The organism is Rhizobium grahamii CCGE 502 (genome assembly GCF_000298315.2).
GTDB classification, from domain to species: Bacteria; Pseudomonadota; Alphaproteobacteria; order Rhizobiales; family Rhizobiaceae; genus Rhizobium; species Rhizobium grahamii.
The window spans coordinates 315,922-341,924 of sequence record NZ_AEYE02000014.1 but is presented as its reverse complement, the minus strand read 5'-3'; the positions used below and the strand labels follow the sequence as shown (position 1 = coordinate 341,924).

Here is a 26,003-nt window from a genome sequence, read left to right as displayed (position 1 = left end):
TTCACTGACCCAACCGTTCCAAGAGAGCGGGAACGTGGACCTGATCGGTCTTGTAGTTGCCAGTCAGCATATACATCATGATGTTGACGCCGCTGCGGTAGGCGTATTCACGCTGTGTCTCATCAGGCGGAACCGTCGGCAGCATAGGCACTCCGTTGTCATCGACGGCCCAGGCGCCAGCAAAGTCGTTGCCCGTGATGAGGATTGGAGAAACGCCATCTGCCGTCGCCGTCGACTTGGCGTTGGCCGCGCGGTTCTCCTGGCGCGCCTCGATCCAGAGCGGGCTTCCGGTGTAACGGCCGGGAAAGCTCGACAGGAGGTAGAAGGACTTCGTCAGCACGTGGTCCGAGGGTACCGGCTCGAGCGGCGGGATATCGAGGTTGGCAAGGATCTGCTGCAGTCGCTCGCCGTTGGCGCTGACCGAGCCGCCGTTGTTGTCGAGCGCGCTGAACTGGTCGCGGGTGTCGAAGAGCACCGTTCCGCCAGCACGCATATAGGCGTCGATCCTGTTGATCGCTGCCGATGAAGGCATGGGGGCGGTTGCTGAAATGGGCCAATAGATGATCGGATAGAAGGAAAGCTCGTCCTTCGTGAGATCCAGACCGACCGGTGGCGACGGTTCCAGCGTGGTACGATAGGTCAGGAAGTCCGTCAGGCCGACAAGCCCTCGTTCGGAGAGCCTATCCACCTCCTGCTCGCCGGTGACCACATAGGCAAGGTGCGTATTGTCAAGACGCTGAAAAATCCGCTCGTCGCCTGGCTTGGCGTCGTCGGCTCGCGATTGCCCGGGTTGGAGGAAGAAGGCAGCGCTGATCGCCATGGCAATAAGCGCTGCCGCGCGGGCTGCTGGCCGAAGGCGCGAAAAGGCACCGCTCATGAACAGCACGATCAGGCTGTCGGCCAACAGGAGCAGGAAGGCAATCAAGAACAGGGCAGGCTTTGCGGACCATGTCTCCCCTCCAATCAACCCTTCGCGCACAACGGTAATGCCCGACGTATCGATAGGCTTCAACTCGGCATCCTTCGGCAACACGTTCAACGCGGTAAAGCCTTCCTCGGAGCCGTAGAGGCCTGGAGGATTGTCAAAGCTCGCAACCGGGGTGATCTTGACGTTAGGGATCAATGGGCGCGCCGTCCCGGTCTCCGTGGTCAACGCGCCTTTGGCGGTCAAGAGGCGGAAGGGCGGCAAGGCTTCTGCCGTGGAAGCACCGGCTTCGGCGGTGACACCACCCGAGCGTGACAGTTGGACGAGGCGGCGCAGCATTTCGACGAAGTTACCCGAGATCGGCAGGTCAGACCACGTCGCCTCGGCACTGACGTGGAAGAGGACAATCCGGCCGGCGTTGATCGGCTTCGTCGTCACCAGCGGCGTACCATCGGCGAGGCTTGCCCAGGTGCGCTCGGCAAGGTCTGGCGTCGGTTCGGCAAGAACCTGGCGTTTGACCGTGACATCCGTGGGTTTTGGCATTCCGGCGAACGGGCCGAAGGTGGGAAACTCCGCCAGCGGCTGCGGCTCGGCCCAGGACAGAGCGCCGCCGAGGGCGCGTTCACCCTGTCGCAATATGACCGGAACCAAAGGGTCGTCAGCGGGAGCAGCGGCAAGACGCGGCCCAGCGAAGCGGACCAACGTGCCGCCGTTGGCGATCCAGCGCTGCAGCGGCTCATAGGTCTGCTGGGGAAGCCGACCGATATCGGCCATGATGATGACGGATGGGTTCTGCGAGAGCAGGTCCGGGATCGAGGTCGCGAGATCGGGTGTGTTCGGCTCGATCAGGTCGGCGTAGGGCTGCAGGGCGCGCTGAATGTAATAGAGCGGCGAAAGCAGTGGCTGGAACGTATCGCCGACTTCACCGGACAGCAGGACGACGCGGCGACGCTTGAAGCCGTCGTCGAGCAGATGCACGGCGCCAGCCGTGGCGTGGTTATCGATGCTGACGCGCGCGAAATCGTTGCGCATTTCGAACGGCGCGGTGATCGATCCGGTCGCGACGCTCTGACCCGATTGGAAATCGATCGCGCCGGCGGCGATCGCACGCCCCTGAGCGTCTTGTGCCGTTATGGGATACGAAGCGGCAGCGGCACTATTGAGGCGGGTTGCGGTGACCGTCATCGCGTCAGCTGCATTGCTGGCTGACGAAATTGCCATCGTCTCGGCCTCGTCACCTGAGACCAAACGCAGTTGAGCAGGCGAGAGATCGGAGAGCTGGCGGACGGTCGCGTCGTTATCGCCCGCGGCCGCCCCATCCGTCAGGAAGGCGAGGGTACCGGGATGTACGCCGTTTAGTGCAGCACGGAGAGCTTCGAAGGCGCGCTGCCGATCCGGCACAAGTGGCTTCGGTTCCGCGGCCCGCAGCTTGTCGCGGGCTGTCGCGGCCGTTCCCGGGACCGCATCATTTGTCGGATCGGCCGTGAAGGCGATGGCCACCGGCGTTCCGGCCGCTTCGGCGTCGTCGATCAGCGCTTCCGCTGTCTTCACGCGGCGATCCCAATCCGGCGATGTGGCCCAGCCATTGTCAACAAACAGCACGAGCGGGCCTCCGGAAGCGATTGAATTCGCCCGCGGATTGAAGACTGGGTCAGCGATCGCCAGAATGACGGCTGTGGCCAACAGCATGCGTAGCAATGTCAACCACCAGGGGCTTTGGGCCGGGGTTTCCTCCCGCTTCAGGACTGTCGCGAGGATTCTGAGGGGCGGGAAGACCTCCGTCTTTGGGCGCGGCGGCGTCAGCCTGAGCAGCCACCAGATAATCGGTAGGGCGAGGAGTGCGCCGAGGATCGCTGGATAGGCGAAAGCGAAGGGGAGCGCGCTCATGACTGCCCTCCATGCGTCGCCTTTGCCGGCATCCCTGACAGATGCATATGGACGGCGACCAGCGCTTCGGAGGCAAGATGATCGGTCCGATGGCTGACAAAGGTCCAGCCCATGTGGCGCAGCGCCTGGCCTAGATCGTACCGACGGCCGAGATAGGCGTGGGTATAGGCCTCGCGAATATGCTCGGCGCGGCCCGAGGTCAGCTTCGAGCCTGTCTCGGGATCAGTGAATTCGGTGCGGCCATCATAGGGGAAAAGTTCTTCGGCCGGGTCGGCGATCTCGATGACGTGGCCGCGCAGACCGCGCCGCGCCAAGGGGCTGATGCGCGCCATGACCGCGGCGGCATCGTCAAGAAAGTCACCAATCAGGACAAGTTCGCTCCAGCCGCGGATCATGGCCGTGTCGGGCAGTCCGCCGCTCAGCGGCGCATGCATCAATGCCGTTGCAAGCCGTTCGGCAGCGTTGCGCGCGGCAATCGGTTCCATGACGCCGGGACACCCGATGCGTTCGCCGGAGCGTGCGAGGATCTCGGCGAGCGCAAGCATGATGACGAGAGCCCGACCTTCCTTGGAGGCGTTTCCAAAGGTCGACTTGTACATCATCGAGGGAGACATGTCGGCCCAGAGCCAGACCGTATGGGCTGCCTCCCACTCGCGGTCACGGATATAGGTGTGGTCGTCGCGTGCCGAGCGCCGCCAATCGATCCGCGACAGGCTCTCGCCTTCGCTATAGGGACGGAACTGCCAGAAGTTCTCGCCGATGCCACGTTTGCGGCGGCCATGCCAGCCTGCGATCACGCTATTCGCGATCCGCTTGGCTTCGACCAGGCAATCCGGCACCAGGCTCGCCCGCTGCCTTGCGCGAGCAAGGGCATCGGTGCCCGAAGTCGGATTGACGATCTGTCCGATGGGTGCCACGCAGACGCTTCCTTATCCCTTAGCCTGCTTGACCAGCCCGCCAATGACATCGCGAACCGACATGCCTTCCGCCCGCGCTGCGAATGTCAGTGCCATGCGGTGCTGCAGAATCGGCTCGGCGAGTGCATGGACGTCGTCAACGGATGGTGCGAGGCGGCCCTCATATAGGGCGCGAGCGCGGGCGCAAAGCATCATCGCCTGGCCAGCACGCGGGCCGGGACCCCAGGCGACGTTTTTGTCAGTAGAGGCGTTGCCCTGGCCTGGGCGGGCGGAGCGGACAAGCGCTAGGATGGCGTCGACAACCGTTTCGCTGACAGGCATTTGGCGGATCAGTGTCTGGATTTCGACAAGGCGCTCTGCATTCAGGATCGCTTGCGGCTTGGTTTCGCCGATGCCGGTCGTCTCAAGCAGGATCTGCCGCTCGGCCGCTAGTTCGGGGTAGTGGACATCGACCTGAAGAAGAAAGCGGTCGAGCTGTGCCTCTGGCAGAGGATAGGTACCTTCCTGTTCCAGCGGGTTTTGGGTGGCAAGAACGTGGAAGGGAGCAGGCAAGTCGTAGCGGTGGCCGGCGACGGTGATATGATATTCCTGCATGGATTGCAGCAAGGCCGATTGCGTGCGCGGCGACGCGCGGTTGATTTCGTCGGCCATCAACAGTTGGGCAAACACCGGACCTTTGACGAAACGGAAGGAGCGGCGGCCGCCGTCATCCTGGTCCATGACCTCAGAACCAAGAATGTCAGAGGGCATGAGGTCTGGTGTAAACTGGATGCGGTTGGAGGCAAGGCCGAGCACTTCGCCGAGCGTTGTGACGAGTTTCGTCTTGGCGAGACCCGGTACGCCGACCAACAGGGCGTGACCGCCCGAGAGAACCGCGAGAAGAGTGTTCTCAACGACGCCTTCCTGGCCGAAGATGACCTTGGAGACTTCGCCCCGAACAGCGGCAATATCTGCAAGGGCCTTCTCGGCCGCGGCGATGATCGCCTTTTCATCGAGGGGGGCTTCGGTCTTCATCATACCCATAAGGCGTCTCCAGCGGCTGATATCATTCGTCGCGAATCGTCAGGCTTACACGCAAGCGTCATACCAGATAGAGTTATGGAGATGTTGCGGGCTGACAAGTTCGTTCCGAATGACTATCTCGTGACCTTCTGGAGTTAAAGACAAACCGGGACAGAAGAATGGCAGCCGAAGAGATCAAGGCGACAACGGACGCGGCCGGTCTTGCCGCGCTGATTGCACGCGCCGCCGGCGATGCCGGGGCCAAAGCCCGGGGTCTTCCGCCAGTCGACAGGTGGAATCCGCCGTTCTGCGGCGACATCGACATGGAAATCCGAGCGGATGGCACGTGGTTCTACATGGGAACGCCGATCGGTCGGGCGCCACTCGTCAGGCTGTTTTCAACGGTCTTGCGCAAGGACGAGGACGGGAAGACTTACCTTGTGACGCCTGTGGAAAGGGTCGGTATCCGCGTTGTGGATGCGCCGTTCGTGGCCGTTGAAATGAATGCCGGTGAAAGGGATGGCGAGCCGCTACTGACCTTCCGGACGAATGTCGGCGACGTCGTCGAAGTCGGGCCGGAGCATCCGCTCCGCTTTGTAATCCACGGCGAAAACAGCGAGTTGAAACCCTATCTTCATGTGCGCGGGCAATTGGAGGCATTGGTCTCCCGCCCCATCATGTACGAACTCGTCGAACGTGGCGAACGTCTCGATATTGATGGCATGACGATGTTCTGCCTTCGCTCCGGCGGAGTCACCTTTCCCGTTATGCCGGCGGATGAACTGGATGCACTCTCCCGATGACCAATGTTCTGACCGAAAACCGTTCGCTCTATTCAGCGGCTGAATTTCGCCGGCGCGCGCTTCACCAGACCGGCGGTCCTGTGGATCTTTCCTGGCGCGATCACGGCGATCATATTCTCAACCCCGACATTATTTCGCAGGTGGAGAGCTTCAAACTTCGCGATGCCGCGGTGCTGGTGCCTGTCATCGACGATGGTGACGATGCGCAGGTGATTTTCACCCAGCGAACGGCGACCCTGCGCAAGCATTCCGGGCAGATCGCGTTTCCGGGTGGGAAGATCGATGCCGTCGACGGCTCTGCCGAAAAGGCTGCGATCAGGGAAACTCACGAGGAGATCGGTATCGACAGTGCCTTTGTCGAGACCGTGGCACGGCTTCCGAACTATCTCGCTTCGACCGGTTTCCGCATTACGCCGGTGCTTGCGGTCGTCCAGCGTGGCTTCGAATTGAAACTCAACCCGGCCGAGGTCGATGAGGTCTTCGAAGTGCCACTGTCTTTTCTGATGGACCCAGCCAACCATAGCCGTGACCGGCGCGTGCTCGACGGACTCGAACGGCATTTCTACCGGATGCCCTATGAAAGCCGGATGATCTGGGGCATTACCGCCGGTATCGTCCGCACCCTCTACGAAAGGCTCTATGCATGACCAACCTTGGCAACGAGCCATGGTTCAAGGACCCGGCACTGACGCGCGTCTTTTCGCTGCTCAACGCCGATGGAGGAGAGGGGCGTGTCGTCGGCGGTGCAGTCCGCAACAGCCTCATGGGTCTCGCCGTGAGCGATATTGACGTGGCGACAACACTGACGCCGGAACAGGTCATCGCGCGCGCGTCGGCTACTGGGATCAAGGCCGTTCCGACCGGTGTTGCACACGGAACGGTGACGCTCGTTGTCGACGGAAAGCCCTTTGAAGTCACGACGCTGAGGGCCGATGTGGAAACCGATGGGCGGCGCGCCAAGGTGGCCTTCAGTTCGGATTGGCAAACGGACGCGGAGCGTCGTGACCTGACGATCAATGCGCTCTATGTCGATGCAGCAGGCGATGTCATCGATCTGGTCGGTGGCCTTGCCGATATCGAGAAGCGCGACATCCGCTTCATCGGTGATGCGCCGACCCGTGTTGCCGAGGACTATCTGCGTATTCTGCGTTTCTTCCGTTTTTTTGCTTACTACGGCACTGGCCGTCCAGACGCCGACGGCTTGAGGGCGTGCGCATCCGCTCGCTCCAAACTGAAGACGCTTTCCGCCGAAAGGGTCTGGTCGGAACTCCGCAAATTGCTGAGCGCCGAGGATCCTGGGCGGGCGCTCCTATGGATGCGGCAGGTCGGCGTGCTCAGTGAAATCCTTCCGGAAACGGAGAAGTGGGGTATCGATACCATTCCGGCATTGATTGACACCGAGAAGGCGCTTGATTGGCGGCCGGATCCGCTTTTGCGCGTCGCCGCCATCGTTCCTCCCGATGCGGAGCGGCTGGAGAAGATGGCAAGCCGCCTGAAGCTCGCCAATGCCGAGGCCGCCTACTTCAAGGCTTGGTCCAAGGTGCCTGTTGTCAATGACGAATTGTCGTTTTCCGCCTTCGCGAGGCTGCTTTATCGATACGGCGCGGAGGGGATCAAGACGCGATTGAAGCTGGCGCTTGCCACGGCGCGCGGCAAAGCTGAAGGCGACATGCAGGAGATGGCTCGTTCGGCAAGGCTTGGCAATCTGCTGAACCAGGCCGAAAACTGGAAGAAACCTCAGTTTCCGATCAATGGCGGCGACGTCATGGATGTAGGCGTGGCGGCCGGGAAGAAGGTGGGCGAGATGCTTTCGTCACTCGAGGACTTCTGGGTCGAGCAAAATTTTTCGCCGGACCGGGCGGCGTTGCTCGCCCGGCTGAAAGATCAGACCAGATAGTTCAGGCCGCAGTCGCTTCGTTGCGGATCCGAGCCTTGATGTTGTCGACCATGTTTTCACGGATGACAGTCTCGCCGTGGGCGCTACGCATGTGCTCAACGACACGACGGACGATTTCGGCATCATCATTCGCCCGGGTATGCCAGTCGCATCCGGGAACGAGCGTGCCACATTCAAAGAGTCTCATTTTTTCCTCCTTCTGTCGGATTTCATGTCATTGCGCAGTGCTGCAATGCGTGAATGTTCGAAACGGTAGGAAGGTTCCGGACCGGCCGGCGCGAAGGACCGGCCGGGTGGTCATTTTATCCTTATTCGGGCATTGCCCAGGATCTGTAGCAATCGGTCGCTGCTTTGTTGTCCTGGCGCGTTGCCAGACGATCGAGTTCTTCCGGCGTCTTGCCACTGGCCAGTTGAAGCTTCACTTGCTGGATAAAGCATGAAAGTGGGAGGTCTGATCCACTCTTTGCCCTGAACCCTTCGGCAATCCGGTATAGAAACTCCGGCGTATCGGCGGGTGGGGGCGGCTCATGGGCAGTCGCGGATGCCGCAGAGCTAGTTTGTATCGTCATGACAATCCTCCTCCGATTGTTACGCGTACACCTTTAGACTTAGTGGTCCAGTCTCCGAATTTAAGCCCCGCGGTCGTCTTTATTTACGCGGTCACGGCCAGCGGACGAGAGGGGGCAGGGATGAGAGAATGGACTCTACGTTTCCTCCTGTCTTAAGGCCAAAGATTGTACCTCGATCGTAGAGGAGATTGAACTCAACATAGCGCCCACGGCGAATCAATTGTTCGTCACGATCCGCGTCTGTCCACTGTTTATTGAAGTTCGAACGAACAATCCGTGGATAAACCATCGCGAAGGCCCGTCCGACGTCGCGGGTGAAGGCAAAATCGGCGTCCCAGCCGCCTGCTTCCTCGCTTGAATGCAGCCAGTCGTAGAAGATGCCGCCGATGCCGCGTGGTTCGTTCCGGTGCTTGAGGAAGAAATACTCGTCGCACCACGTCTTGTAGGCTGCATAGTCGGCGACGCCGGAGTGGCTTCGGCAGGCGATCTCCATCGCTTTGTGGAACAGCTGGCTATCCTCGTCCTCCTGGATGCGGCGGCGATCGAGCACCGGCGTGAGGTCGGCGCCACCGCCGAACCAACGACTGGAGGTCACCACCATGCGCGTGTTCATGTGAACGGCAGGCACGTTCGGGTTGGTCGGGTGGGCGATCAGCGAAATGCCGGAGGCCCAGAAGCGCGGATCCTCCTTGGCGCCCGGCATCTGGGCTCGGAGGTCCGGCGCGAATTCGCCGTATACGGTCGAGGTGTGCACACCAACCTTCTCGAAAACGCGACCGTTCATCATCGACATGCGGCCGCCGCCACCTGCACCGTTTTCGCGGGACCAGTCCTTGGCCACGAAGCGGCCCGGCTCTCTATCCGAAAGCGGGCCGGAGACCTCGTCTTCCAGCGTTTCAAAAGACGCGCAGATGGTGTCGCGGAGACTTTCAAACCACGCCCGGGCAGTCGACTTCTTCTCTTCGATATCGTCAGGCAGGCCAATCGGAAGTTCGGGTCTTTCCATTCTGTTTCTCTCCGAGCGGGTCGACGATCGACTCGTGCCTTCGTCTTTGCTGCTCTGATAGCAGGTAGGGCAGGGTCCTACCAGCGCAGTGGACCGGCCTGAGGCTTCCTCAGATTCGACTCGCAAAAAGCGATTTTCGATATTACCTTTTTTCCCACAGAGGTAGGCTCATGACGAAAATTCCTGGACCTCCGTCGTTCGATGGTCTCAAGCGACGGATTGCTACCCACCGGGCGGAAGGCACACCCCGGAAGAACGATCGTTTCGTGCGACAGACATATTGTCTCAATCTGCTCGATGCCCGCGCTAAGGCGCGCGAATGGTTCGACGAATACCCCAAGGCCGCGTATTGGACGGAAGTCGAGAGCTGGCGACAGCTCGAAGGCGATCAGATCGAATTCACGATGCGGCGGTTGCCATCTGCCGATTGAGCGCTATTCAGCCGCACCTTTCAGTCTGCTTTCAATCAGGAGGCCGCTCTCGTCCAGGATTGGGTGTGCGACGGAAACGATGTGGGCGTTGATCCGCTTCAGGTCGCGCAGCATATCGAGATGGAGCGAGCTTGTTTGAAGGCTGTCGGCGCGACCATCGCGCAAGCGTTCCAGATGCCGCTCCGAGGATTGTTTCTCCATCCGCCTAACCTCGACCTTCACCTCCATCAATTGCCGAGCGAGATTGAAGTCGCCAGTGACGAAGATTGTCTGGGCAATCCGCAGATTGTCGATCGTCAGGTGAAACAGCTTCCTCAGTTCCTCATAGCCTTCTTCGGAGAACTTCAGGCCGAGCGAGAGCTTCTTCGTCACCTGCGGCATGAGGCCCTTTTCGATGATGTCACCGATATGTTCGAGATTGATCGCGTAGTCGATGATCACGATCGAGCGGCGACCGTCCTCTTCGCTCAGACCGGCACGGCCGAGCTTTGAAAGGTAGACCTTTACCTCCTGTTGCAGGCTGTCGACCCGCCTTTCCAGCGACGGGATTTCCTTGAGATTCTCCAGATTGGTGGCCTCGAAGGCATCCGACGCGCGTATCAGCATGCGTTCGATCAGATCGCCGACGCCGAGGACCTCCCTCGTCGCACTGGCAAGCGCAACGACCGGCGTCGCCAGCTCGTGTTGGTCGAGATACCGTGGCCCACCGTCCGGCTGGGCCTCTTCCGGCACCAGTCTCAGCATGAGCCGCGAGAGCGAGCGAGAGAACGGCCAGGCCAGCGCTGCCAGCATAAGGTTGAAAGCGAGATGCGCATCGACCGGTAGTTTCGCCTGCGTCAGCGGCAATGTTCCGAGCAGATCCGCGCCGTAGCCGGCAAGCGGCAATGCGATGAGGCAGCCGATGGCACGCACGATCAGATTGCCGAGCGTGACCCGCTTGGCGGCCGCAGGCCCGGCAAGTGAGGCGATCACGGGCGGAATGGCGCCGCCGAGATTGGCGCCGAGCACCAGCACGATGATCAATCCTGCGGACAGGATGCCCGTCGAAGCCAGCGAGAGAATGAGGACGACGGCGGCAAGGCTCGATGAGGAGATGAAGGCGATGGCGGCGGAAAAGGCCAATGCGACCGGCCAGGCATTGTCGAGCAGGGAGATGAAGGCGCCGAGCGCCGGCGACTGCCGCATCGGTTCGGTGGCGCTGCTCAACAGATGCAGCGACAACAGCATCAGGCCGATACCGATCAGCGCCGTGCCACCGCTCTGGCGCGACGACGAGCCGCTGCGATGCAGGACGGTGCCGGCAAGGATCACCAGCGGCGACAGCCACTCGATGCCGGTGGCGACGATCCAGGCGGTTACGGCGGTTCCGACGTTGGCACCGAGCAGAACGATTTGCGCCATGCGCGGCTTCACCAATTCGCGCTCGACGAAAGAGGCGACCATCAGCGCCGTCGCCGTCGAACTCTGCAGCGCGATTGTTGCGAAGAAGCCCGACACGAACGAGCGGAGGCCGCTGCGCGTGCCGGTGGCAAGGCCGGTGCGCAACCGCGCTCCAAACGCTCGAGAAACACCGTCCTTCACCTGTGCAAGGCCGAACAGCAGCAAAGCTACCGCGCCGAACAGATTGATCATAACGATCGTGGATTCCATGCTGCCTTTTCTCTTGCGTTTTTGACAACAAGCGTCGTTTTTGTTCGAATCTCTCTTTGTCAAGTAATTGAAAACATAGCTTTCCGGACAGTGAGTTCATTGTCCGGCTAAAAACTATACGCCGCTTGGAGAAATTCACAACGCCGTTTGCGACATGTTCTAAGGCTGCATCGGCATTTGCGTCAGCGAGGTCAGAAGTCAACGCCAGACGGTCTGCCGCATGGCCTCTCCGACGATCATCGCAGCCGAGACCGCGACGTTGATGGAGCGTTGGCCTTCCATCATCGGGACAAGTATCCGGGCGTCTGCTGCTGCGTGCACGTGATCGGGGACGCCGGAGCTCTCGCGGCCGAACAGGAGAATGTCGTCGGCGCGGAACTGCAAGTCGGTGTAGCGTTCGGCGGCCTTGGTGGACGCCAGCACCAGACGTCGTCCCGTCGTCTTTCGCCAGTTTTCGAAACGATCCCAATTGACGTGGCGGGTGAGGGCTGCAGCAGCGATATAGTCCATCCCGGCCCGCTTAAGATTGCGATCCGATATGTCAAAGCCCGCAGGCTCGATGATGTCAACGGCAAAGCCGAGGCAGGCGGCAAGCCGCAGGATCGTGCCGGTGTTACCCGGAATGTCAGGCTGATAAAGGGCTAGTCTAAGGTCGGCCATCGCGAATGTCGTCTTTCGGTTTTCTCGAGAGACACCTATTGCAACTGTGATTTTGGCGCAACAAGACGCATTTTGGCCGATAAATGTTCAATTTCCGGCCGGTCGGGACTGGAAATTCAGCTTGTTTCGCGTTAAGGGTGCACATCTTTTAATCGCCAGAAGGGAGCGCCAGATGGAAATGTTGCCGCGTATGCGCTCTCGACGCGTGAACCCGCGAGTGGCGATTTGGCACGCCTAGTGCCATTTCTTTCCTGAATTCCCATTTCTAATCCATTGCGCGGCTGTCGTGGCCTCGCCCCGTGAACGTCCGGTTCCCATATGAGCTCAAGCGCCTTTTTGCGCGAGCCGGGAGGCCGGAACTGCGAAGTTTCGGAGCATTTTCATGTTTGGCTGGTTCGAACAGCGACTCAATCCCTTCCCCAGTGAGGAGCCGGTTGCTCCTCCGAAGGGCCTTTTTGCATTTTGCTGGCACTACACGAAGCCGGCAGCACCGTGGCTCGCCATCATGGCGGTCCTGACGGCGCTGATTGCCGTCGGCGAGGTGGCACTTTTTCAGTTCCTCGGTGACATCGTGGACTGGTTGACCAAGGCGGACAAGGCGACATTCCTGCAGTCGGAGTGGCCGAGGCTTGCCTGGATGGGAGCGTTGATCCTGATCGGTCTGCCGCTGGCAGCCGGCCTGGACTCGCTTATCATGCATCAGGTGCTTCTCGGCAACTATCCGATGATCGCACGCTGGCAGATGCACCGCTTCCTGCTGCGTCACAGCATGACCTTCTTCGCCAATGAATTCGCCGGACGCGTTGCGACAAAGGTGATGCAGACCTCGCTTGCGGTTCGTGAAACGACGATGAAGATCCTCGACGTCTTCGTCTATGTCGTCACCTATTTCCTGTCGATGATCATCGTCATCGCGGCCGCCGACGTGCGGCTGATGGTGCCGATCCTTGTCTGGCTCGCCGTCTATATCGGCATCGTTTCCTACTTCGTGCCGCGGCTTCGCAAGATCGCGGCACAGCAGGCGGACGCGCGCTCGATGATGACCGGTCGGGTGGTCGATAGCTACACGAACATCGCGACGGTCAAGCTGTTCTCACATGCCGGCCGTGAGGAGACCTATGCGCGGAGCGGCATGGAGGAGTTCCTCGGAACCGTCCACTCGCAAATGCGCCGCGTCACGCTGTTTCATATAGCGGTCTATATGAACAACTGCGTGGCCCTCTTCGTGGTGTCGGGCTTGTCCATCTGGTTCTGGCTGAACGGACAAATCTCGGTCGGCGCGATCGCCATCGCCATTGGTCTTGCGATGCGCGTCAACGGCATGTCGCAGTGGATCATGTGGGAAGTCTCGGCGCTGTTCGAGAACATCGGCACGGTCTATGACGGCATGGAGATGATGACGAAGAAACACGACATCGTCGACAAGCCTGACGCGCAGCAACTGTCGGCGAAGAGGGGTGCAATCCACTACGAGCGCATCCGTTTTCACTACGGCAAGGGCAAAGGCGTCATCGACAATCTCTCCCTCGACATCAAGGCGGGCGAGAAGGTTGGTCTTGTCGGTCGCTCCGGCGCGGGCAAAACAACGCTGATGAACCTGCTGCTGCGCTTCTATGACCTGGAGGCGGGCCGGATCACCATCGATGGACAGGACATCTCGGCTGTGTCGCAGGAGAGCCTGCGTGAACTGATCGGCGTCGTGACACAGGATACGTCCCTGTTGCACCGTTCGATTCGGGACAACATTGCCTATGGCCGTCCGGAGGCGAGCGATGCCCAGATCATCGAGGCCGCCAGGCGAGCGAATGCCTGGGAGTTCATCGAAGGGCTCTCCGACATGCAGGGCCGCAAGGGGCTCGACGCGCAGGTCGGCGAGCGTGGCGTGAAGCTCTCCGGCGGTCAGCGCCAGCGCATCGCGATCGCCCGCGTCTTCCTGAAGGACGCGCCGATCCTGGTGCTCGACGAGGCGACATCGGCGCTTGACTCCGAGGTTGAGGCGGCGATCCAGGAGAACCTGTTTGCGTTGATGGAAGGCAAGACGGTGATTGCGATCGCGCATCGTCTGTCGACGCTCACCGAAATGGACCGCCTGATCGTCCTCGACAAGGGCAAGATCATCGAGGCAGGTGCGCATGCCGAGCTTGTCGAACAGGGGGGCGTCTACGCTGACCTCTGGAACCGCCAATCCGGCGGGTTCCTGGCAGATCACTCGGAAGAGACCGAAGAGGCGGCCGAATAAACCAGAAGCCCTCCCTGCGGATGCGGGGAGGGCTTCAATTTTTCGCGCATGGATGTCGGTTCAGAGGCTGTCAGCCCAGTCTTTCACGCGGTTTCCTTCGACAAGCATGCTGTTGGTCGATGCAAGCGCACGCAACGCGAACAGACGTCGCTCTTCCTCGCGATCGACCCACACAGAGATCGCCTCGGCGATGGCCTCGTCGTAAGATATTTCCAGCTGTTCGACGATTGCATCAAGTCGTTCCGCAAGGGGCAGCGGAATACTTGACATGACTGTCTTCCTTGCTTGCATCGCGGCCGTCTCCCGTAAAAACCCATTGTACCCCGAGATTGTGGCGGGGTCAGTCGCATTCAACAGCGATGCCGCTGTTGTTACCGATTGTTACGAAAATATAAGGTTGCGCCCTGGAGCCGTTGCTTTTCTGCTCGGGCCAATAAGCCTATATCGCATTTATGCTGATAAAACGACTCCTCCATGTCTTCGAAAATTGGATTAATCCCTTTGCGCCGCGAGAAAACATTCAGCCGCCGCGCTCAACGCTGGGATTCATTTGGTTCTATATTGGCCAGGCGAAGGCGCCCTTCGTTGCAATGCTCGTGCTCGGCGGGATGTCGGCGGCGATCGAAGCGGCGCTCTTCTGGTTCGTCGGACGGCTCGTAGACATACTTGCGACGATCAAGCCGGCGGAAGGCTGGAGCGGCCTTCTTGCCGCGCATGGCGCCGAACTGTTCGGTATGCTCGTCCTTATCGGTATCGTCCGCTTTGTCGTGGCGCTGCTGATTGCGCTGGTGGACCAGCAGGTGATCACGCCCGGCTTCTACAATCTGGCGCGCTGGCAATCCTACCTGCATGTCTCGCGGCAATCGCTCTCCTTCTTTCAAAGCGATTTCTCCGGCCGCGTTGTCACCAAGGTCTGGTCGGCTGGTCAGGCCACGGGCGACCTGGTGACATCGCTGATGGAGAGCGTCTGGTTCGTCGGTATCTATGCGGCGACGACGCTGGTGCTCGTCGCCCGGCTGGACATCTCACTTGCCGTGGTCGTGCTTTGCTGGCTCGGCGTATTTGGCGTTCTCGCGCGCTATTTCGTGCCGCGCATCCGATTTCATTCCCGGGAAACGGCTGAAGCCGCGTCGATGATCAACGGGCGCATGGTCGATGCCTACAGCAACGTCCAGACCCTCAAGCTGTTTGCGCGGGACGAGGAGAGCGACCGCTATATGCGGGAAGGCTTCGACTTCTATCAGCACACCGTGCTGCGGTTCACGCGCTTCATCACCGGTGTGCGTGCCTCGATGGCGCTACTCTCGGGCATCATGATCGTCATGATGGCCGGCCTCAGCGTGCATCTGTGGTTGGCAGGCCTCGTGAGTTCCGGCGCCGTCGCTTTCTCGCTGGCGCTAGTGCTGCGTCTGAACTTCCTTCTCGGCCGGTTGATGACACAGTTCAACGGCATCATGCGCAACCTCGGCACGATTCAGAATGCCGCCGATTTGATTTCGCAGCCGCTTGGGCTGGTCGATCGGCCCGACGCTCGGGAACTCGTTATCCGACGGCCCGGAATCCGCTTTGAGAATGTCTCTTTTCACTACGGCAGGAAAAGCGGCGTCATCGACGACTTTTCGCTCACTATTGAGCCAGGAGAAAAGGTTGGCATCGTCGGCCGCTCCGGGGCGGGCAAGTCGACGCTCGTAAACCTGTTGTTGCGCCTCTACGACGTCGAAGGTGGACGGATATTGGTCGACGGTCAGGATATCGCCGCCGTCAAGCAGGAATCTCTGCGCATGCAGATCGGGGTTGTCAGCCAGGATACGTCTTTGCTGCACCGTTCGGTTCGCGACAATATCCTGTTCGGTCGCCCTGACGCGGGCGAAGCGCGTCTCGTCGAGGCGGCGCGGCGGGCGGAAGCGCTTGCCTTCATCGAGCGGCTGCAGGATCAAAACGGCCGCAAGGGCTTCGAGGCTCATGTCGGGGAGCGCGGTGTGAAGCTCTCCGGTGGCCAGCGTCAGCGCGTCGCGATTGCGCGCGTGATGCTGAAGGATGCGCCAATTCTCGTTCTGGACGAAGCGACTTCGGCGTTGGATTCCGAGGTCGAAGAGGCGATCCAATCCAATCTGATCGGCCTCATGGAAGGCAAGACGGTACTCGCCATCGCCCATCGGCTTTCAACCATTGCTGCGCTCGATCGATTGATCGTCGTTGACGAGGGCGAGATCATAGAGGAGGGGACGCACGAAGCGCTGTTGAAGCGTGGTGGTCTTTATGCCGAACTCTGGGCCCGGCAATCCGGTGGATTCCTTGCCACCGATCTCGAGGCGCCGCCTCCTGCTTCAGCGGTCGATGGTAAATTCGGCCATGAGGCCAAAGTGGTTTGATCCCATATTGTCTTCGATGCGCTTGACCGACTGCAGCCGCAGCGGCGGGCGGGCGAGAACGTGGTCGATGCTGATGCCGAAGCGGCCCGTCTTGATCGGCCAGCTCGCGGGTTCCGGAAAGGCGGTGTGAAAGCCGGTTCTGCGCATGAAGCGTTGGATGCGGGGATCGACGATCGCCGAATTGAAGTCGCCTGTAAGAACGAGGGGGCCATCGATCGCGTTCGCCACGGATCTGAGATCGAAGAGTTCATCCGTCTGGAAGTCGTCGAAATACGGCTTGGCGAGGTGGGCGACGAGGAAATTGATCTTCGTGCCGTCGAAGTCGATGGCTGAGCGTGTCAGCCGGTTGCGCCATAGCTTGCCCAGGCTGCTCACCTTCTTGTCGGCAAACGGGCGCTTTGAAAGCACGAGCGTGTCGCATTCGTTGGTCTCCGCACCGCAGCCTATATGATAGGGATATGTGGCGGCCAGACGGGCGATGTGAGGGCGAAGCGGCGCGGCTTCCAGGACGTTCACGACGTCTGCGTTCGAGGCGATGATGAAATCCGCAATGCGACCCGCATTGGCGAAATTCTCGTGCTCGATGTTGAAGGACATCAGCTTGAAAAGTGGTCGCGTCTCTGCACTCGCCGTCGTGGCCGCAAATTCTCTCGACATCATCACGCCATGCCCCAGGAGCATCACTGCGATGGTGAGCAGCAGGTAGGCGTACCAATGGCGCTTGAGCAGAAGAAGGACCAAGCAGCCTGCGACTGCGACCAAGGCAAAGTGGATCTGGAAGCTATAGACGAAGGCCAGAAGCCAGGCGTGCGTGACGTAGCGCAGCGACATCAGCGCCAGCAACAGCGAAAGGAGGACACTCGCTATGCGGAATAAAGTGTCTTTCATCGCCAGGCGGGGAGGAGAGGAAGCTTATGACCCGTCGCTAGCATGGGGCACGAATTGGTGCAATGCACAACTGTGGCAAGCATGTGATTGTCTTCGAAAATCATCTGAAAATTCCCGCGACATTGTGCCCACATGGTCTTGCCAAGGCTGGACATAATTTGCGATCAAGCTTAGAACGCGCCGGATTGGTGGGGAATCTATGGTCGAATTGTGTCGCGACAGATTCGCCGCCGTGAGGGGAAGGGCGGAGTTCCGCAAAAATTGCGTAGAGGATGGTTTAAGCCGTGAGCGAACACGAAACGACAAGCGAGATCACGGGTGAGCCCACTCGCCGTGATTTCCTTTATCTCACCACTGGTATGGCGGGCGCTGTTGGCGCCGTTTCGGTCGCATGGCCGTTTATCGATCAGATGCGCCCGGATGCTTCGACATTGGCTCTGGCATCCATCGAGGTCGACGTTTCCAGCCTTGAGCCTGGAATGTCGCTGACCGCCAAGTGGCGCGGCAAGCCGATCTTCATCCGCAACCGTACGCCTGAGGAAGTGAAGGCCGCCGATGAAGTTCCGCTGTCCGATCTGAAGGACCCGGTCGCACGCAACGCCAACCTGCCTTCCGACGCGCAGGCGACGGGCGTCGACCGTTCCGCCGGCAAGGACAAGGAAAACTGGATCGTCATGATCGGCTCGTGCACCCATCTCGGCTGCATCCCGCTCGGCCAAGCTGGCGAATACAATGGTTGGTTCTGTCCCTGCCATGGCTCGGTCTACGATACGGCCGGCCGCATTCGCAAAGGTCCGGCGCCGCAGAACCTGGCGATCCCGACCTATTCATTCATTTCCGATAAAGTAATCAAGATCGGTTGAGGGGGACTGATTTATGAGTGGCCATTCCAGCTACGAGCCATCAACCGGCCTCGAGAAGTGGATCGATTCGCGGCTGCCTTTGCCGCGCATGGTCTACGACAGTTTCGTCGCATATCCGGTTCCGCGGAACCTGAACTATGCCTACACCTTCGGCGCCATGCTCGCGGTCATGCTCGTCGTGCAGATCCTCACCGGCGTCGTGCTCGCCATGCACTACGCCGCCGAAACGACGGTTGCCTTCAACTCCGTCGAAAAGATCATGCGTGACGTGAACCACGGCTGGCTGTTGCGCTACATGCACGCCAACGGCGCGTCGTTCTTCTTCGTTGCCGTTTATCTGCACATCGCCCGTGGTCTCTACTACGGCTCCTACAAGGCTCCGCGCGAAATCCTCTGGATCCTCGGTGTTCTCATCTACCTCCTGATGATGGCGACCGGCTTCATGGGCTACGTTCTGCCCTGGGGTCAGATGTCCTTCTGGGGTGCGACCGTTATCACCGGTTTCTTCTCGGCATTCCCGCTCGTCGGCGAGTGGATCCAGCAGTTCCTGCTCGGTGGCTTCGCCGTCGAAAACCCGACGCTGAACCGCTTCTTCTCGCTGCACTACCTGCTGCCCTTCGTCATTGCCGGCGTCGTGGTCCTGCATATCTGGGCGCTGCACGTTGTTGGTCAGACGAATCCGACAGGCGTCGAGGTGAAGACCAAGACGGATACCGTTCGCTTCACGCCTTACGCGACCCTGAAGGACGCGCTCGGTGTATCGATCTTCCTGCTGGTCTACGCCTACTTCGTCTTCTATATGCCAAACTTCCTCGGCCACCCGGACAACTACATCCCGGCTGATCCGTTGAAGACGCCTGCCCACATCGTCCCGGAGTGGTACTTCCTGCCGTTCTACGCGATGCTGCGTTCGATCACCTTCAACATCGGGCCGATCGACTCGAAGCTCGCAGGCGTTCTGGTCATGTTCGGCGCGATCATCGTGCTGTTCTTCCTGCCCTGGCTCGATACCTCGAAGGTTCGCTCGGCTGCCTATCGCCCGTGGTACAAGCTGTTCTACTGGCTGTTCGTCGCCAATGCGATCGTTCTTGGCTGGCTCGGTTCCCAGCCTGCTGAGGGCCTTTACACCACCATCTCGCAGATCTGCACGCTGCTCTACTTCGCCTTCTTCCTGGTTGCCATGCCGGTTCTCGGCCTCGTCGAGACGCCGCGCCGCTTGCCAAACTCAATTACCGAAGCGGTTCTGGAAAAGCGCAACAAGGCGGCGGCCGCTGAGCCGGTCAAGGCCTGAGCGTGCGACAGGAAGGGAAGAGAAACATGAAAAAGCTTGTTACAAGCCTCCTGTCGCTTGCCGTCGTCGCAGGTTTGAGCGGCGCAGCATTCGCCCAGGAAGCGGCCTCGAACGGTGCCGAGCCGGCGAAACATGCCGAAGGCGAGACGCCACATTTTCCGCTGCTTCATCCGAAGCATGAACATTGGACATTTGCGGGCCCGGTCGGTCACTATGACAAGGGCCAGCTGCAGCGCGGCCTGAAGGTCTACACGGAAGTCTGCGCCGCCTGTCACTCGATGAGCCTTGTGCCCTTCAGAACGCTCGGGGCTCTCGGTTACTCGGATGCCCAGGTGAAGGCCTTTGCCGCCAACTACGAGGTTCAGGACGGTCCGAATGCCAGCGGTGACATGTTCACCCGCAAGGCCATTCCGTCGGACTACTTCCCGTCGCCGTTCCCGAACCACGAAGCGGCGGCAGCGGCCAACAACGGCGCGGCGCCTCCGGACTTCTCGCTGATCGCCAAGGCGCGCGGTATCGAGCGCGGCTTCCCGCAATTCCTATTCGACATGATCCCATTTGTCGGCGGTTATCAGGAAGGTGGTCCCGACTATATCTATTCGCTGCTGACCGGCTACGACCAGCAGCCGCCAGCCAGCGTCCAGGTGGCTCAGGGAACTCACTACAACCCGTACTTCGCAGGCGCTGCCGCACTGGCGATGCCGAAGCCTCTGTCGGACGGCCAGGTCACCTATGACGATGGCGCGCCGGCGACGGTCGACCAGTACGCCAAGGACGTCGCATCGTTCCTGATGTGGGCCGCCGAGCCGCATCTCGAAGAGCGCAAGCGCACCGGCTTCATGGTCCTGGTCTTTCTCGTGATCTTCACGGGACTGATTTACCTGACCAAGCGTTCGGTCTACGCGAACAAGGAACACTAAGCGCTTTGTTCCAGAGCCTAGGGAAAGGCGGCCTTCGGGCCGCCTTTTTTGTTGGTTCCGAGAGTGGCAATTGGTAGGGTGCGCGGAATTGAAGCCCTGCAGAATATGGATAATCCATGAGCAATACGATTTCGGAGCTTGCGGCCAGCATCCGCTCCATCCCGGACTACCCCAAGCCCGGTATCATCTTTCGTGACATTACGACGCTTCTCGGCAATCCACGCGCGTTTCGCCGCGCGGTCGATGAACTGGTCCAGCCCTATGCCGGCATGAAGATCGACAAGATCGCTGGGGCCGAAGCGCGAGGCTTCATTCTGGGTGGTGCGGTTGCCCACCAGCTTTCCGCGGGGTTCGTACCGATCCGCAAAAAAGGAAAACTGCCGCGCGACACGGTGCGCGTCGCCTACAGCCTTGAGTACGGTGTCGACGAGATGGAGATGCACAGGGATGCCGTGGAGCCCGGCGAAAAGGTCATCCTGGTTGATGACCTGATTGCGACCGGCGGAACCGCCGTCGCCGCTACGCAACTCCTCCGCCAGATGGGTGCGGAGGTCGTTTCCGCCTGCTTCGTTATCGACCTGCCGGATCTTGGCGGTCGCAAAAAACTCGAAGACCTTGGCGTGGATGTCCGCACGTTGGTGGAATTTGCGGGCCATTGAGGCCCGCGACTATTCAAATTCGATGACCGTGCTTTCGAACCGCACCACCGGCGTACCGTCGATCGTTCCCTCGCACAGAATAGTGTTCAATCGACGCCCCGGGCGGGACACCAGAGGGCGGCTTGAGAGGAAGGTGACGGAGTAGGTCACTTCTTCGTCGGCGAAGACGGGCCGCAACCATTGCAGCTTCTGGAAACCAGGCGAGGGGCCGAGCGTCGGGGGCTTGATGCCTTCGCTTGCCAGTCGGGCGCTTTCCGCGCTCCAGTAGGCAACGAAGGTCTTCATCCATGCCGCGCAGGTGTGCCATCCCGATGCGCACAGACCACCAAAGAGAGTAGTCTTTGCAGCTTCCGCGTCCAGGTGGAACGGTTGGGGGTCGAAGCGCTCGGCAAAATGGACGATCCGCTCGGCCGTAAACACATAGCTGCCGATTTCAGTCTTTTCACCGCTGGCGTAACGCTCGGCCATGATCATGCTGTTTTCTCCAGCACTTCACGCATGACGAACATGATCGAGTTCTCGGACACGCAGACGAGTTCGTTCTTCTGATTTTCGACCTCGTGGCGGAACTTGACCATGCCGATGCCGGGCTTTGAGCGCAGCGCGCGAGTCTCGACAACCGTCGAATGGCCGGAGAGCGTGTCGCTAGCAAGAACGGGCTTACGCCATTCCATGAAGTCCACGCCGGGGGCGCCTTGGGAGAACGAGTCGACGAGAAAGCTATCCGCCATCATACGCATGAAGAGTGCCGAAGTGTGCCAGCCGGATGCCGCCAAACCACCGAGAATGCTCGCGCGGCCAGCCGCTTCGTCGACATGCATCGGCTGGGGATCGAATTCACGGGCGAACTCGATGATCTCTGCTGCCGTGACCGTCCGCGGGCCGAGCGTAAAACGTCGGCCCAGCTCGAAGTCTTCGTAGGAAAGTTTCATGCGGCCCAATCTCCCCGGCCGTTGCTGATCAGGTGTTGAAGCGGAAATGGATGACGTCGCCGTCCTGAACGACGTATTCCTTGCCTTCGTCGCGGCCCTTGCCTGCTTCCTTGGCGCCGACTTCACCCTTGAAGTTAATGTAATCGTCGTAGGCGATGGTGAAGGCACGGATGAAGCCGCGTTCGAAGTCGGTGTGGATCACGCCGGCCGCCTGCGGTGCCTTGGTGCCGCGTACGATCGTCCAAGCGCGCGTCTCCTTAGGGCCGACGGTGAAATAGGTGATCAAGTCGAGCAGGTGGTAGCCCGCGCGGATAAGCCGGTCGAGGCCGGCTTCCTCGAGGCCGAGCGCCGATAGGAACTCCGTTGCTTCTTCTTCGGGAAGCTGGGCCACCTCCGACTCGATGGCCGCCGAGATAATGACGCATTCGGCGCCTTGCTGTTCAGCCATGGCGGCGACGGCCTTGGTATGCTCGTTGCCGGTCGAAGCGTCGGCTTCGGCAACGTTGCAGACATAGAGCACTGGATGCGACGTCAGCAGGTTGAGGCCTTTGAGGATCTCGATCTCCTCGGGCGCCAGTGTCTTCAAGAGCAGGCGTGCGGGCTTGCCTTCGTTCAGCAGCTTGATGACGGCTTCCATGACCGGCAGCTGCGCTATTGATTCCTTGTCCTTGCCCGTGGCGCGCTTGCGTGTCTGCTCGACGCGGCGCTCGAGGCTCTCGAGGTCGGCGAGCATCAGCTCGGTCTCGATCGTATCGGCATCGCCGACCGGGTTGATGCGGCCCTCGACGTGGGTGATGTCGTCATCCTCGAAGCAGCGCAGCACATGCACGACGGCATCGACTTCGCGGATATTGGCCAGGAACTTGTTGCCGAGACCTTCACCCTTCGAGGCGCCGCGCACCAGGCCGGCGATATCGACGAAGGAGATGCGGGTCGGAATGATTTCCTTGGAGCCGGCGATCGTTGCCAGCTTCTGCATACGGGGATCCGGAACGGCGACTTCGCCGGTGTTCGGTTCGATCGTGCAGAAGGGATAGTTCGCTGCCTGCGCCGCCGCCGTCTTGGTGAGCGCGTTGAAGAGGGTCGATTTGCCGACATTCGGCAGACCGACGATACCGCATTTGAAGCCCATGGCCTGAAACCTGCTGTTCTTGAATTCGTTGGTGCTGGCTATGGGATAAAACGCGCCTTGCGGTCAAGCTTTTCGCGCAACTCTGTTGCATTCCGAGGGTTGAAGGCCAGGCTTCGCGGCGCAATATAGGTATCGGCGAACTGTTCTCGCCTCTCCATGTCATCAACGGGTGGGTTTCCGATGAGTGACAACGATATTACCCTTAAACCGAAGACGAAGTCGAAACCGAAGCTGGATCGGCCGAAGCTCTACAAGGTCATCCTTTTCAACGACGACTACACGCCGCGAGAATTCGTGGTGATGATCCTCAAGGCCGTCTTCCGCATGAGCGAAGAGACTGGCTATCGCGTGATGATGACGGCCCACAAGATGGGATCAAGCGTGGTTGTGATCTGCACCAAGGACATCGCCGAAACCAAGGTGAAGGAAGCGATGGACTACGCCAAGGACGCCGGTTTCCCGTTGATGTTGACGGCTGAGCCCGAGGAATAGCTCGGCAATTTCTTAACCAGCCTCGTTAATTCGACATCCGCTGTTTTCCGGCAGAATGCCCGCATCGGTGGGGGCGCTCATGCAAGGGGAAGCAGCAACATGGCACTATCTCGTGGCCGCAGGGCTTTTTGCGCTTCTTGGTGCGATCGGCCATGTTTGCCGGGCGGTCTTCAACGTTCTGCCTGATCGGGTGACTGACCGGCCGTTGATGGACCTGCCGCTATCGTCCGGTTACGATCTGCCGGATCTGCTCTTCGGGACGGAGTATGACGACGCCGGCTATTATCGTCTCGACAGCCTCAAGAATTTCCGCATTTCCTGCACACTGAGCGTCGTTGGCGGGCTGTTGGCCATGCTGTTTTCCCCAGGCGTTTCCATTGCCGTGGCCTGGTTGATCGACAGCAGTCTTCTTTGGATTTGGAACCTTTTCGTGTTCAGGCTCCACGCAGTTGGGTTGCTGTAAGCTCAGTTGTCCGCCGGTCGCCGGATCTGGTAGCCAGTCTTGTCCTGTGTGAAGCCGCAGTTCTCGTAGAAGCGTAGCGTTGCCGGATCCTTCGAGCCGGTCAAAAGCATCACCTTGTAGCAGCCAGCCTTCCACGCGGCTTCAATCGCATGCCCGATCAGGGCTTTGCCGTAGCCGCGCTGCCTGTGGCCGGCGGCGGTAACAACGTTCTCGATTAAGGCATAAGACGCGCCGTTCCGGGTCAGATTGGGAACGATGATCAGCGTCACCGACGATGCGAGCGCTTGACCCGCGACTCCGAGGAGAACCGTCATGCCAGGCTGTGCGAGGATCGCTTGGAACCGCTCTGCGGCATGCGCGCGATCCATTGCCGGATCAGCTGGGTTGAGCTCGTGGTAAAGGGCAAGCAGATCCGGAAGATCGCCAATCTCGGCGGTGCGGATGACGAGTTCGCCGGCAGGCATATTCAGTCGCCTTTGCCGCCGAACATCTTCTTGAGCATTTCCGCCATCGGCCCGGTTGCAGGCAGCTTAGGCTGATTGTGATTGCGAGCTTGGTGGATGTGGGACTTCGCCGCCGGTTTTTTTTCGGGCTTGGGCTTCTCATCCTCGGCCTTGCCGCCGAGCGCAAGCGCCAGCTTGTTCATCAGCTGCGAGTCTTCCTTGCGAACAAGCATGTCAGCGTTGTCGGCGAGTGCATCGAGCAGCGGCTCAAGCCATGCCTGGTCGGCCTTGGCGAAGTCGCCGAGGACGTGGTGCTGCACCAGTTCCTTGACGCCCGGGTGGCCGACGCCAAGGCGCAGGCGGCGGTAGTCCTTGCCGCAATGGGCGTCCAGCGACTTGATACCGTTGTGGCCGCCATGGCCGCCACCCGTCTTCAGGCGCGCCTTGCCCGACGGCAGGTCGAGCTCATCATAGATCGCCACCAGGTCGGCGGGCTGCAGTTTGTAGAAGCGCATGGCTTCGCCGACAGCTTCGCCGGAGAGGTTCATATAGGTCTGCGGCTTGATGAGCAGCACCCTTTCACCCGCAATCTCGCCCTCGGCGATCTCGGCCTTGAACTTCTTCGACCAAGGCGAAAAATTGTGGCGGCGATGGATCGCTTCCACCGCCATGAAGCCGATGTTGTGGCGGTTTCCGGCGTATTTTCCACCGGGATTGCCGAGGCCCGCGATAATCAGCATGGCTCGTCTATTTCCTTGCAAATGTGCTTTATGCGTTCACCATCGCGAAATGATGCCAAAGTCAAGGCGAAGCCGCCATAAACGCGGAAAATTAGTCCGCGGAGCTCAAGCCGTACTTGATGAAGATGGTTTTCTGTGTGCCGCTGGCAATTAGCCTGTCCAGTGCAGCCTGCATCTTGGTCAACAAATCGCTTGGGAAGTTCTTCTCGCAGGCAATCCCCATTTGCTGTGAGGACAGCACCGTCACCTTGTCCAATGGCTGTTCCGCCTTGAGTTTGGCGAAATAGATCTCAGAGATCGGCATCATGTCGATGCGGCCGTTGAGGAGCTTGCGCAATGTGGCGTTGAAATCGGTGGCGACGTCCAGCTTGGTGAAGCCGTTCTCCTTCAGCGTTGTCTCCGTGTAGTCCTCGCGCTGGGTCCCGATCGTGTACTTCTTGGCCTCTTCCAGGTCGCTTGCCACGACGCCGGAGCCTGATCGGGTGATGAGGATGTTGCGATCAACCAGAAGGGGTTCGACCCATCTAAACATAGGGTCGCGCTTCGCATTGTGAGCGGTCGTGAAGACGCAGCTCAAAGGTGTCGTCTGGGCGAGATTATAAGCCCTGGCCCAAGGCATCATCTCGATCTTGTAATCGATCCCAGCGTCCTTCATCAGTTTGTCGACTTGTTCGACCGAGGCGCCTTTGATCGCCTTGCCGTCGCGATAGCTGAAGGGAGGGTATTCTTCGGTGGCGAGCGTGACGCTGGCGGCAATGGCGTGGGTCGCGGCAGCGAAGCCCAGAAGAGTGAAAAACAGCAGTTTCTTCATGGTGTTGCCTT

28 protein-coding genes are annotated in these 26,003 nt (G+C 60.0%); 12 read left to right on the top strand and 16 right to left on the bottom strand.

Annotated elements, in window-relative coordinates:
* Position 1: 1 nt before the first annotated feature.
* The 3 genes from RGCCGE502_RS13510 to RGCCGE502_RS13500 are packed head-to-tail and all read right to left on the bottom strand — an operon-like array spanning position 2 to position 4,752.
* On the bottom strand, positions 2-2,812 hold the full coding sequence (locus RGCCGE502_RS13510; RefSeq protein WP_016554726.1) for a DUF4159 domain-containing protein: 2,811 nt from the start codon (positions 2,810-2,812) through the stop codon (positions 2-4).
* A complete protein-coding gene (locus tag RGCCGE502_RS13505) occupies positions 2,809-3,729 on the bottom strand; it encodes a DUF58 domain-containing protein (RefSeq protein ID WP_016554725.1) in 921 nt (306 codons plus the stop codon). The genes RGCCGE502_RS13510 and RGCCGE502_RS13505 overlap by 4 nt, the downstream gene beginning before the upstream one ends.
* Positions 3,730-3,741: 12 nt before the next feature.
* Positions 3,742-4,752: an AAA family ATPase gene (locus RGCCGE502_RS13500; RefSeq protein ID WP_016554724.1), complete on the bottom strand. Its 1,011-nt coding sequence runs from the start codon at positions 4,750-4,752 to the stop codon at positions 3,742-3,744.
* Between the two features lie 158 nt (positions 4,753-4,910).
* Here RGCCGE502_RS13500 and RGCCGE502_RS13495 point away from each other — a divergent pair, with 158 nt between their 5' ends.
* The 3 genes from RGCCGE502_RS13495 to RGCCGE502_RS13485 are packed head-to-tail and all read left to right on the top strand — an operon-like array spanning position 4,911 to position 7,431.
* On the top strand, positions 4,911-5,534 hold the full coding sequence (locus RGCCGE502_RS13495; RefSeq protein WP_016554723.1) for a DUF1285 domain-containing protein: 624 nt from the start codon (positions 4,911-4,913) through the stop codon (positions 5,532-5,534).
* Entirely contained in the window at positions 5,531-6,181 is a 651-nt protein-coding gene (locus tag RGCCGE502_RS13490) for a CoA pyrophosphatase (protein WP_016554722.1), read from the top strand. Before RGCCGE502_RS13495 ends, RGCCGE502_RS13490 begins: the two co-directional genes overlap by 4 nt.
* Positions 6,178-7,431 (top strand): CCA tRNA nucleotidyltransferase, encoded by a 1,254-nt coding sequence (locus RGCCGE502_RS13485; RefSeq protein WP_016554721.1) that lies wholly within the window; start codon positions 6,178-6,180, stop codon positions 7,429-7,431. Before RGCCGE502_RS13490 ends, RGCCGE502_RS13485 begins: the two co-directional genes overlap by 4 nt.
* Before the next feature lies 1 nt (position 7,432).
* Here the strand turns inward: RGCCGE502_RS13485 and RGCCGE502_RS13480 are convergent, their stop codons facing one another.
* From RGCCGE502_RS13480 to hemF, 3 genes are all read right to left on the bottom strand, one after another.
* Entirely contained in the window at positions 7,433-7,618 is a 186-nt protein-coding gene (locus tag RGCCGE502_RS13480) for a DUF1059 domain-containing protein (protein WP_016554720.1), read from the bottom strand.
* A 121-nt stretch (positions 7,619-7,739) separates the two neighbouring features.
* Complete coding sequence (locus tag RGCCGE502_RS13475; protein WP_016554719.1) at positions 7,740-8,000, bottom strand: hypothetical protein; 261 nt, start codon at positions 7,998-8,000, stop codon at positions 7,740-7,742.
* 91 nt (positions 8,001-8,091) lie between these two features.
* Entirely contained in the window at positions 8,092-9,006 is a 915-nt protein-coding gene (hemF, locus tag RGCCGE502_RS13470; protein ID WP_016554718.1) for an oxygen-dependent coproporphyrinogen oxidase, read from the bottom strand.
* 170 nt (positions 9,007-9,176) lie between these two features.
* On the opposite strand from hemF, the gene RGCCGE502_RS13465 reads away from it, so the two are divergent.
* Complete coding sequence (locus tag RGCCGE502_RS13465) at positions 9,177-9,437, top strand: hypothetical protein (protein ID WP_007789934.1); 261 nt, start codon at positions 9,177-9,179, stop codon at positions 9,435-9,437.
* Between the two features lie 3 nt (positions 9,438-9,440).
* On the opposite strand, the gene RGCCGE502_RS13460 is transcribed toward RGCCGE502_RS13465, so the two are convergent.
* Both RGCCGE502_RS13460 and RGCCGE502_RS13455 read right to left on the bottom strand, forming a co-directional pair.
* A complete protein-coding gene (locus RGCCGE502_RS13460; protein WP_016554717.1) occupies positions 9,441-11,087 on the bottom strand; it encodes a Na/Pi cotransporter family protein in 1,647 nt (548 codons plus the stop codon).
* A 198-nt stretch (positions 11,088-11,285) separates the two neighbouring features.
* Positions 11,286-11,747 carry a tRNA (cytidine(34)-2'-O)-methyltransferase gene (locus RGCCGE502_RS13455; protein WP_016554716.1) on the bottom strand — a complete coding sequence of 154 codons (462 nt, stop codon included), beginning with the start codon at positions 11,745-11,747 and terminating at the stop codon, positions 11,286-11,288.
* Positions 11,748-12,129: 382 nt separating this feature from the next.
* Between RGCCGE502_RS13455 and RGCCGE502_RS13450 the strand changes: the two genes are divergently transcribed.
* On the top strand, positions 12,130-13,986 hold the full coding sequence (locus RGCCGE502_RS13450; RefSeq protein WP_016554715.1) for an ABC transporter ATP-binding protein: 1,857 nt from the start codon (positions 12,130-12,132) through the stop codon (positions 13,984-13,986).
* A 60-nt stretch (positions 13,987-14,046) separates the two neighbouring features.
* Here the strand turns inward: RGCCGE502_RS13450 and RGCCGE502_RS13445 are convergent, their stop codons facing one another.
* Positions 14,047-14,256, bottom strand: coding sequence for a hypothetical protein (locus RGCCGE502_RS13445; RefSeq protein ID WP_016554714.1), 210 nt, complete (start codon positions 14,254-14,256; stop codon positions 14,047-14,049).
* A 182-nt stretch (positions 14,257-14,438) separates the two neighbouring features.
* On the opposite strand from RGCCGE502_RS13445, the gene RGCCGE502_RS13440 reads away from it, so the two are divergent.
* A complete protein-coding gene (locus tag RGCCGE502_RS13440; protein WP_016554713.1) occupies positions 14,439-16,358 on the top strand; it encodes an ABC transporter ATP-binding protein in 1,920 nt (639 codons plus the stop codon).
* Here the strand turns inward: RGCCGE502_RS13440 and RGCCGE502_RS13435 are convergent.
* Positions 16,314-17,246: an endonuclease/exonuclease/phosphatase family protein gene (locus tag RGCCGE502_RS13435; RefSeq protein ID WP_019279939.1), complete on the bottom strand. Its 933-nt coding sequence runs from the start codon at positions 17,244-17,246 to the stop codon at positions 16,314-16,316. The two genes, RGCCGE502_RS13440 and RGCCGE502_RS13435, sit on opposite strands and share 45 nt — an antisense overlap.
* A 284-nt stretch (positions 17,247-17,530) precedes the next feature.
* Between RGCCGE502_RS13435 and petA the strand changes: the two genes are divergently transcribed.
* The 4 genes from petA (at position 17,531) to RGCCGE502_RS13415 (ending at position 20,979) form a co-directional block, all read left to right on the top strand.
* Entirely contained in the window at positions 17,531-18,109 is a 579-nt protein-coding gene (petA, locus tag RGCCGE502_RS13430; protein ID WP_016554711.1) for a ubiquinol-cytochrome c reductase iron-sulfur subunit, read from the top strand.
* 13 nt (positions 18,110-18,122) lie between these two features.
* Positions 18,123-19,400 (top strand): cytochrome b, encoded by a 1,278-nt coding sequence (locus tag RGCCGE502_RS13425; RefSeq protein ID WP_016554710.1) that lies wholly within the window; start codon positions 18,123-18,125, stop codon positions 19,398-19,400.
* Positions 19,401-19,426: 26 nt separating this feature from the next.
* A complete protein-coding gene (locus RGCCGE502_RS13420) occupies positions 19,427-20,320 on the top strand; it encodes a cytochrome c1 (protein ID WP_016554709.1) in 894 nt (297 codons plus the stop codon).
* Positions 20,321-20,436: 116 nt separating this feature from the next.
* Positions 20,437-20,979: an adenine phosphoribosyltransferase gene (locus RGCCGE502_RS13415; protein WP_016554708.1), complete on the top strand. Its 543-nt coding sequence runs from the start codon at positions 20,437-20,439 to the stop codon at positions 20,977-20,979.
* Between the two features lie 9 nt (positions 20,980-20,988).
* On the opposite strand, the gene RGCCGE502_RS13410 is transcribed toward RGCCGE502_RS13415, so the two are convergent.
* From RGCCGE502_RS13410 to ychF, 3 genes are read right to left on the bottom strand one after another with little or no spacing between them, the layout of a single operon-like run.
* Positions 20,989-21,453, bottom strand: a complete 465-nt coding sequence (locus RGCCGE502_RS13410; RefSeq protein WP_016554707.1) for a MaoC/PaaZ C-terminal domain-containing protein — start codon at positions 21,451-21,453, stop codon at positions 20,989-20,991.
* Positions 21,450-21,920, bottom strand: a complete 471-nt coding sequence (locus RGCCGE502_RS13405; protein ID WP_141652323.1) for a MaoC family dehydratase — start codon at positions 21,918-21,920, stop codon at positions 21,450-21,452. The genes RGCCGE502_RS13410 and RGCCGE502_RS13405 overlap by 4 nt, the downstream gene beginning before the upstream one ends.
* Positions 21,921-21,939: 19 nt before the next feature.
* Positions 21,940-23,043, bottom strand: a complete 1,104-nt coding sequence (gene ychF / locus RGCCGE502_RS13400; RefSeq protein ID WP_016554705.1) for a redox-regulated ATPase YchF — start codon at positions 23,041-23,043, stop codon at positions 21,940-21,942.
* A 180-nt stretch (positions 23,044-23,223) separates the two neighbouring features.
* On the opposite strand from ychF, the gene clpS reads away from it, so the two are divergent.
* Positions 23,224-23,535: an ATP-dependent Clp protease adapter ClpS gene (gene clpS / locus RGCCGE502_RS13395; protein WP_016554704.1), complete on the top strand. Its 312-nt coding sequence runs from the start codon at positions 23,224-23,226 to the stop codon at positions 23,533-23,535.
* A gap of 79 nt (positions 23,536-23,614) precedes the next feature.
* Positions 23,615-23,998: a hypothetical protein gene (locus tag RGCCGE502_RS13390; RefSeq protein ID WP_016554703.1), complete on the top strand. Its 384-nt coding sequence runs from the start codon at positions 23,615-23,617 to the stop codon at positions 23,996-23,998.
* Positions 23,999-24,000: 2 nt separating this feature from the next.
* Here the strand turns inward: RGCCGE502_RS13390 and RGCCGE502_RS13385 are convergent, their stop codons facing one another.
* From RGCCGE502_RS13385 to RGCCGE502_RS13375, 3 genes are all read right to left on the bottom strand, one after another.
* Entirely contained in the window at positions 24,001-24,462 is a 462-nt protein-coding gene (locus RGCCGE502_RS13385; protein ID WP_016554702.1) for a GNAT family N-acetyltransferase, read from the bottom strand.
* Positions 24,463-24,464: 2 nt separating this feature from the next.
* Positions 24,465-25,181, bottom strand: a complete 717-nt coding sequence (pth, locus tag RGCCGE502_RS13380; protein WP_016554701.1) for an aminoacyl-tRNA hydrolase — start codon at positions 25,179-25,181, stop codon at positions 24,465-24,467.
* Between the two features lie 91 nt (positions 25,182-25,272).
* On the bottom strand, positions 25,273-25,992 hold the full coding sequence (locus RGCCGE502_RS13375; protein WP_016554700.1) for a substrate-binding periplasmic protein: 720 nt from the start codon (positions 25,990-25,992) through the stop codon (positions 25,273-25,275).
* Between the last annotated feature and the right edge of the window lie 11 nt (positions 25,993-26,003).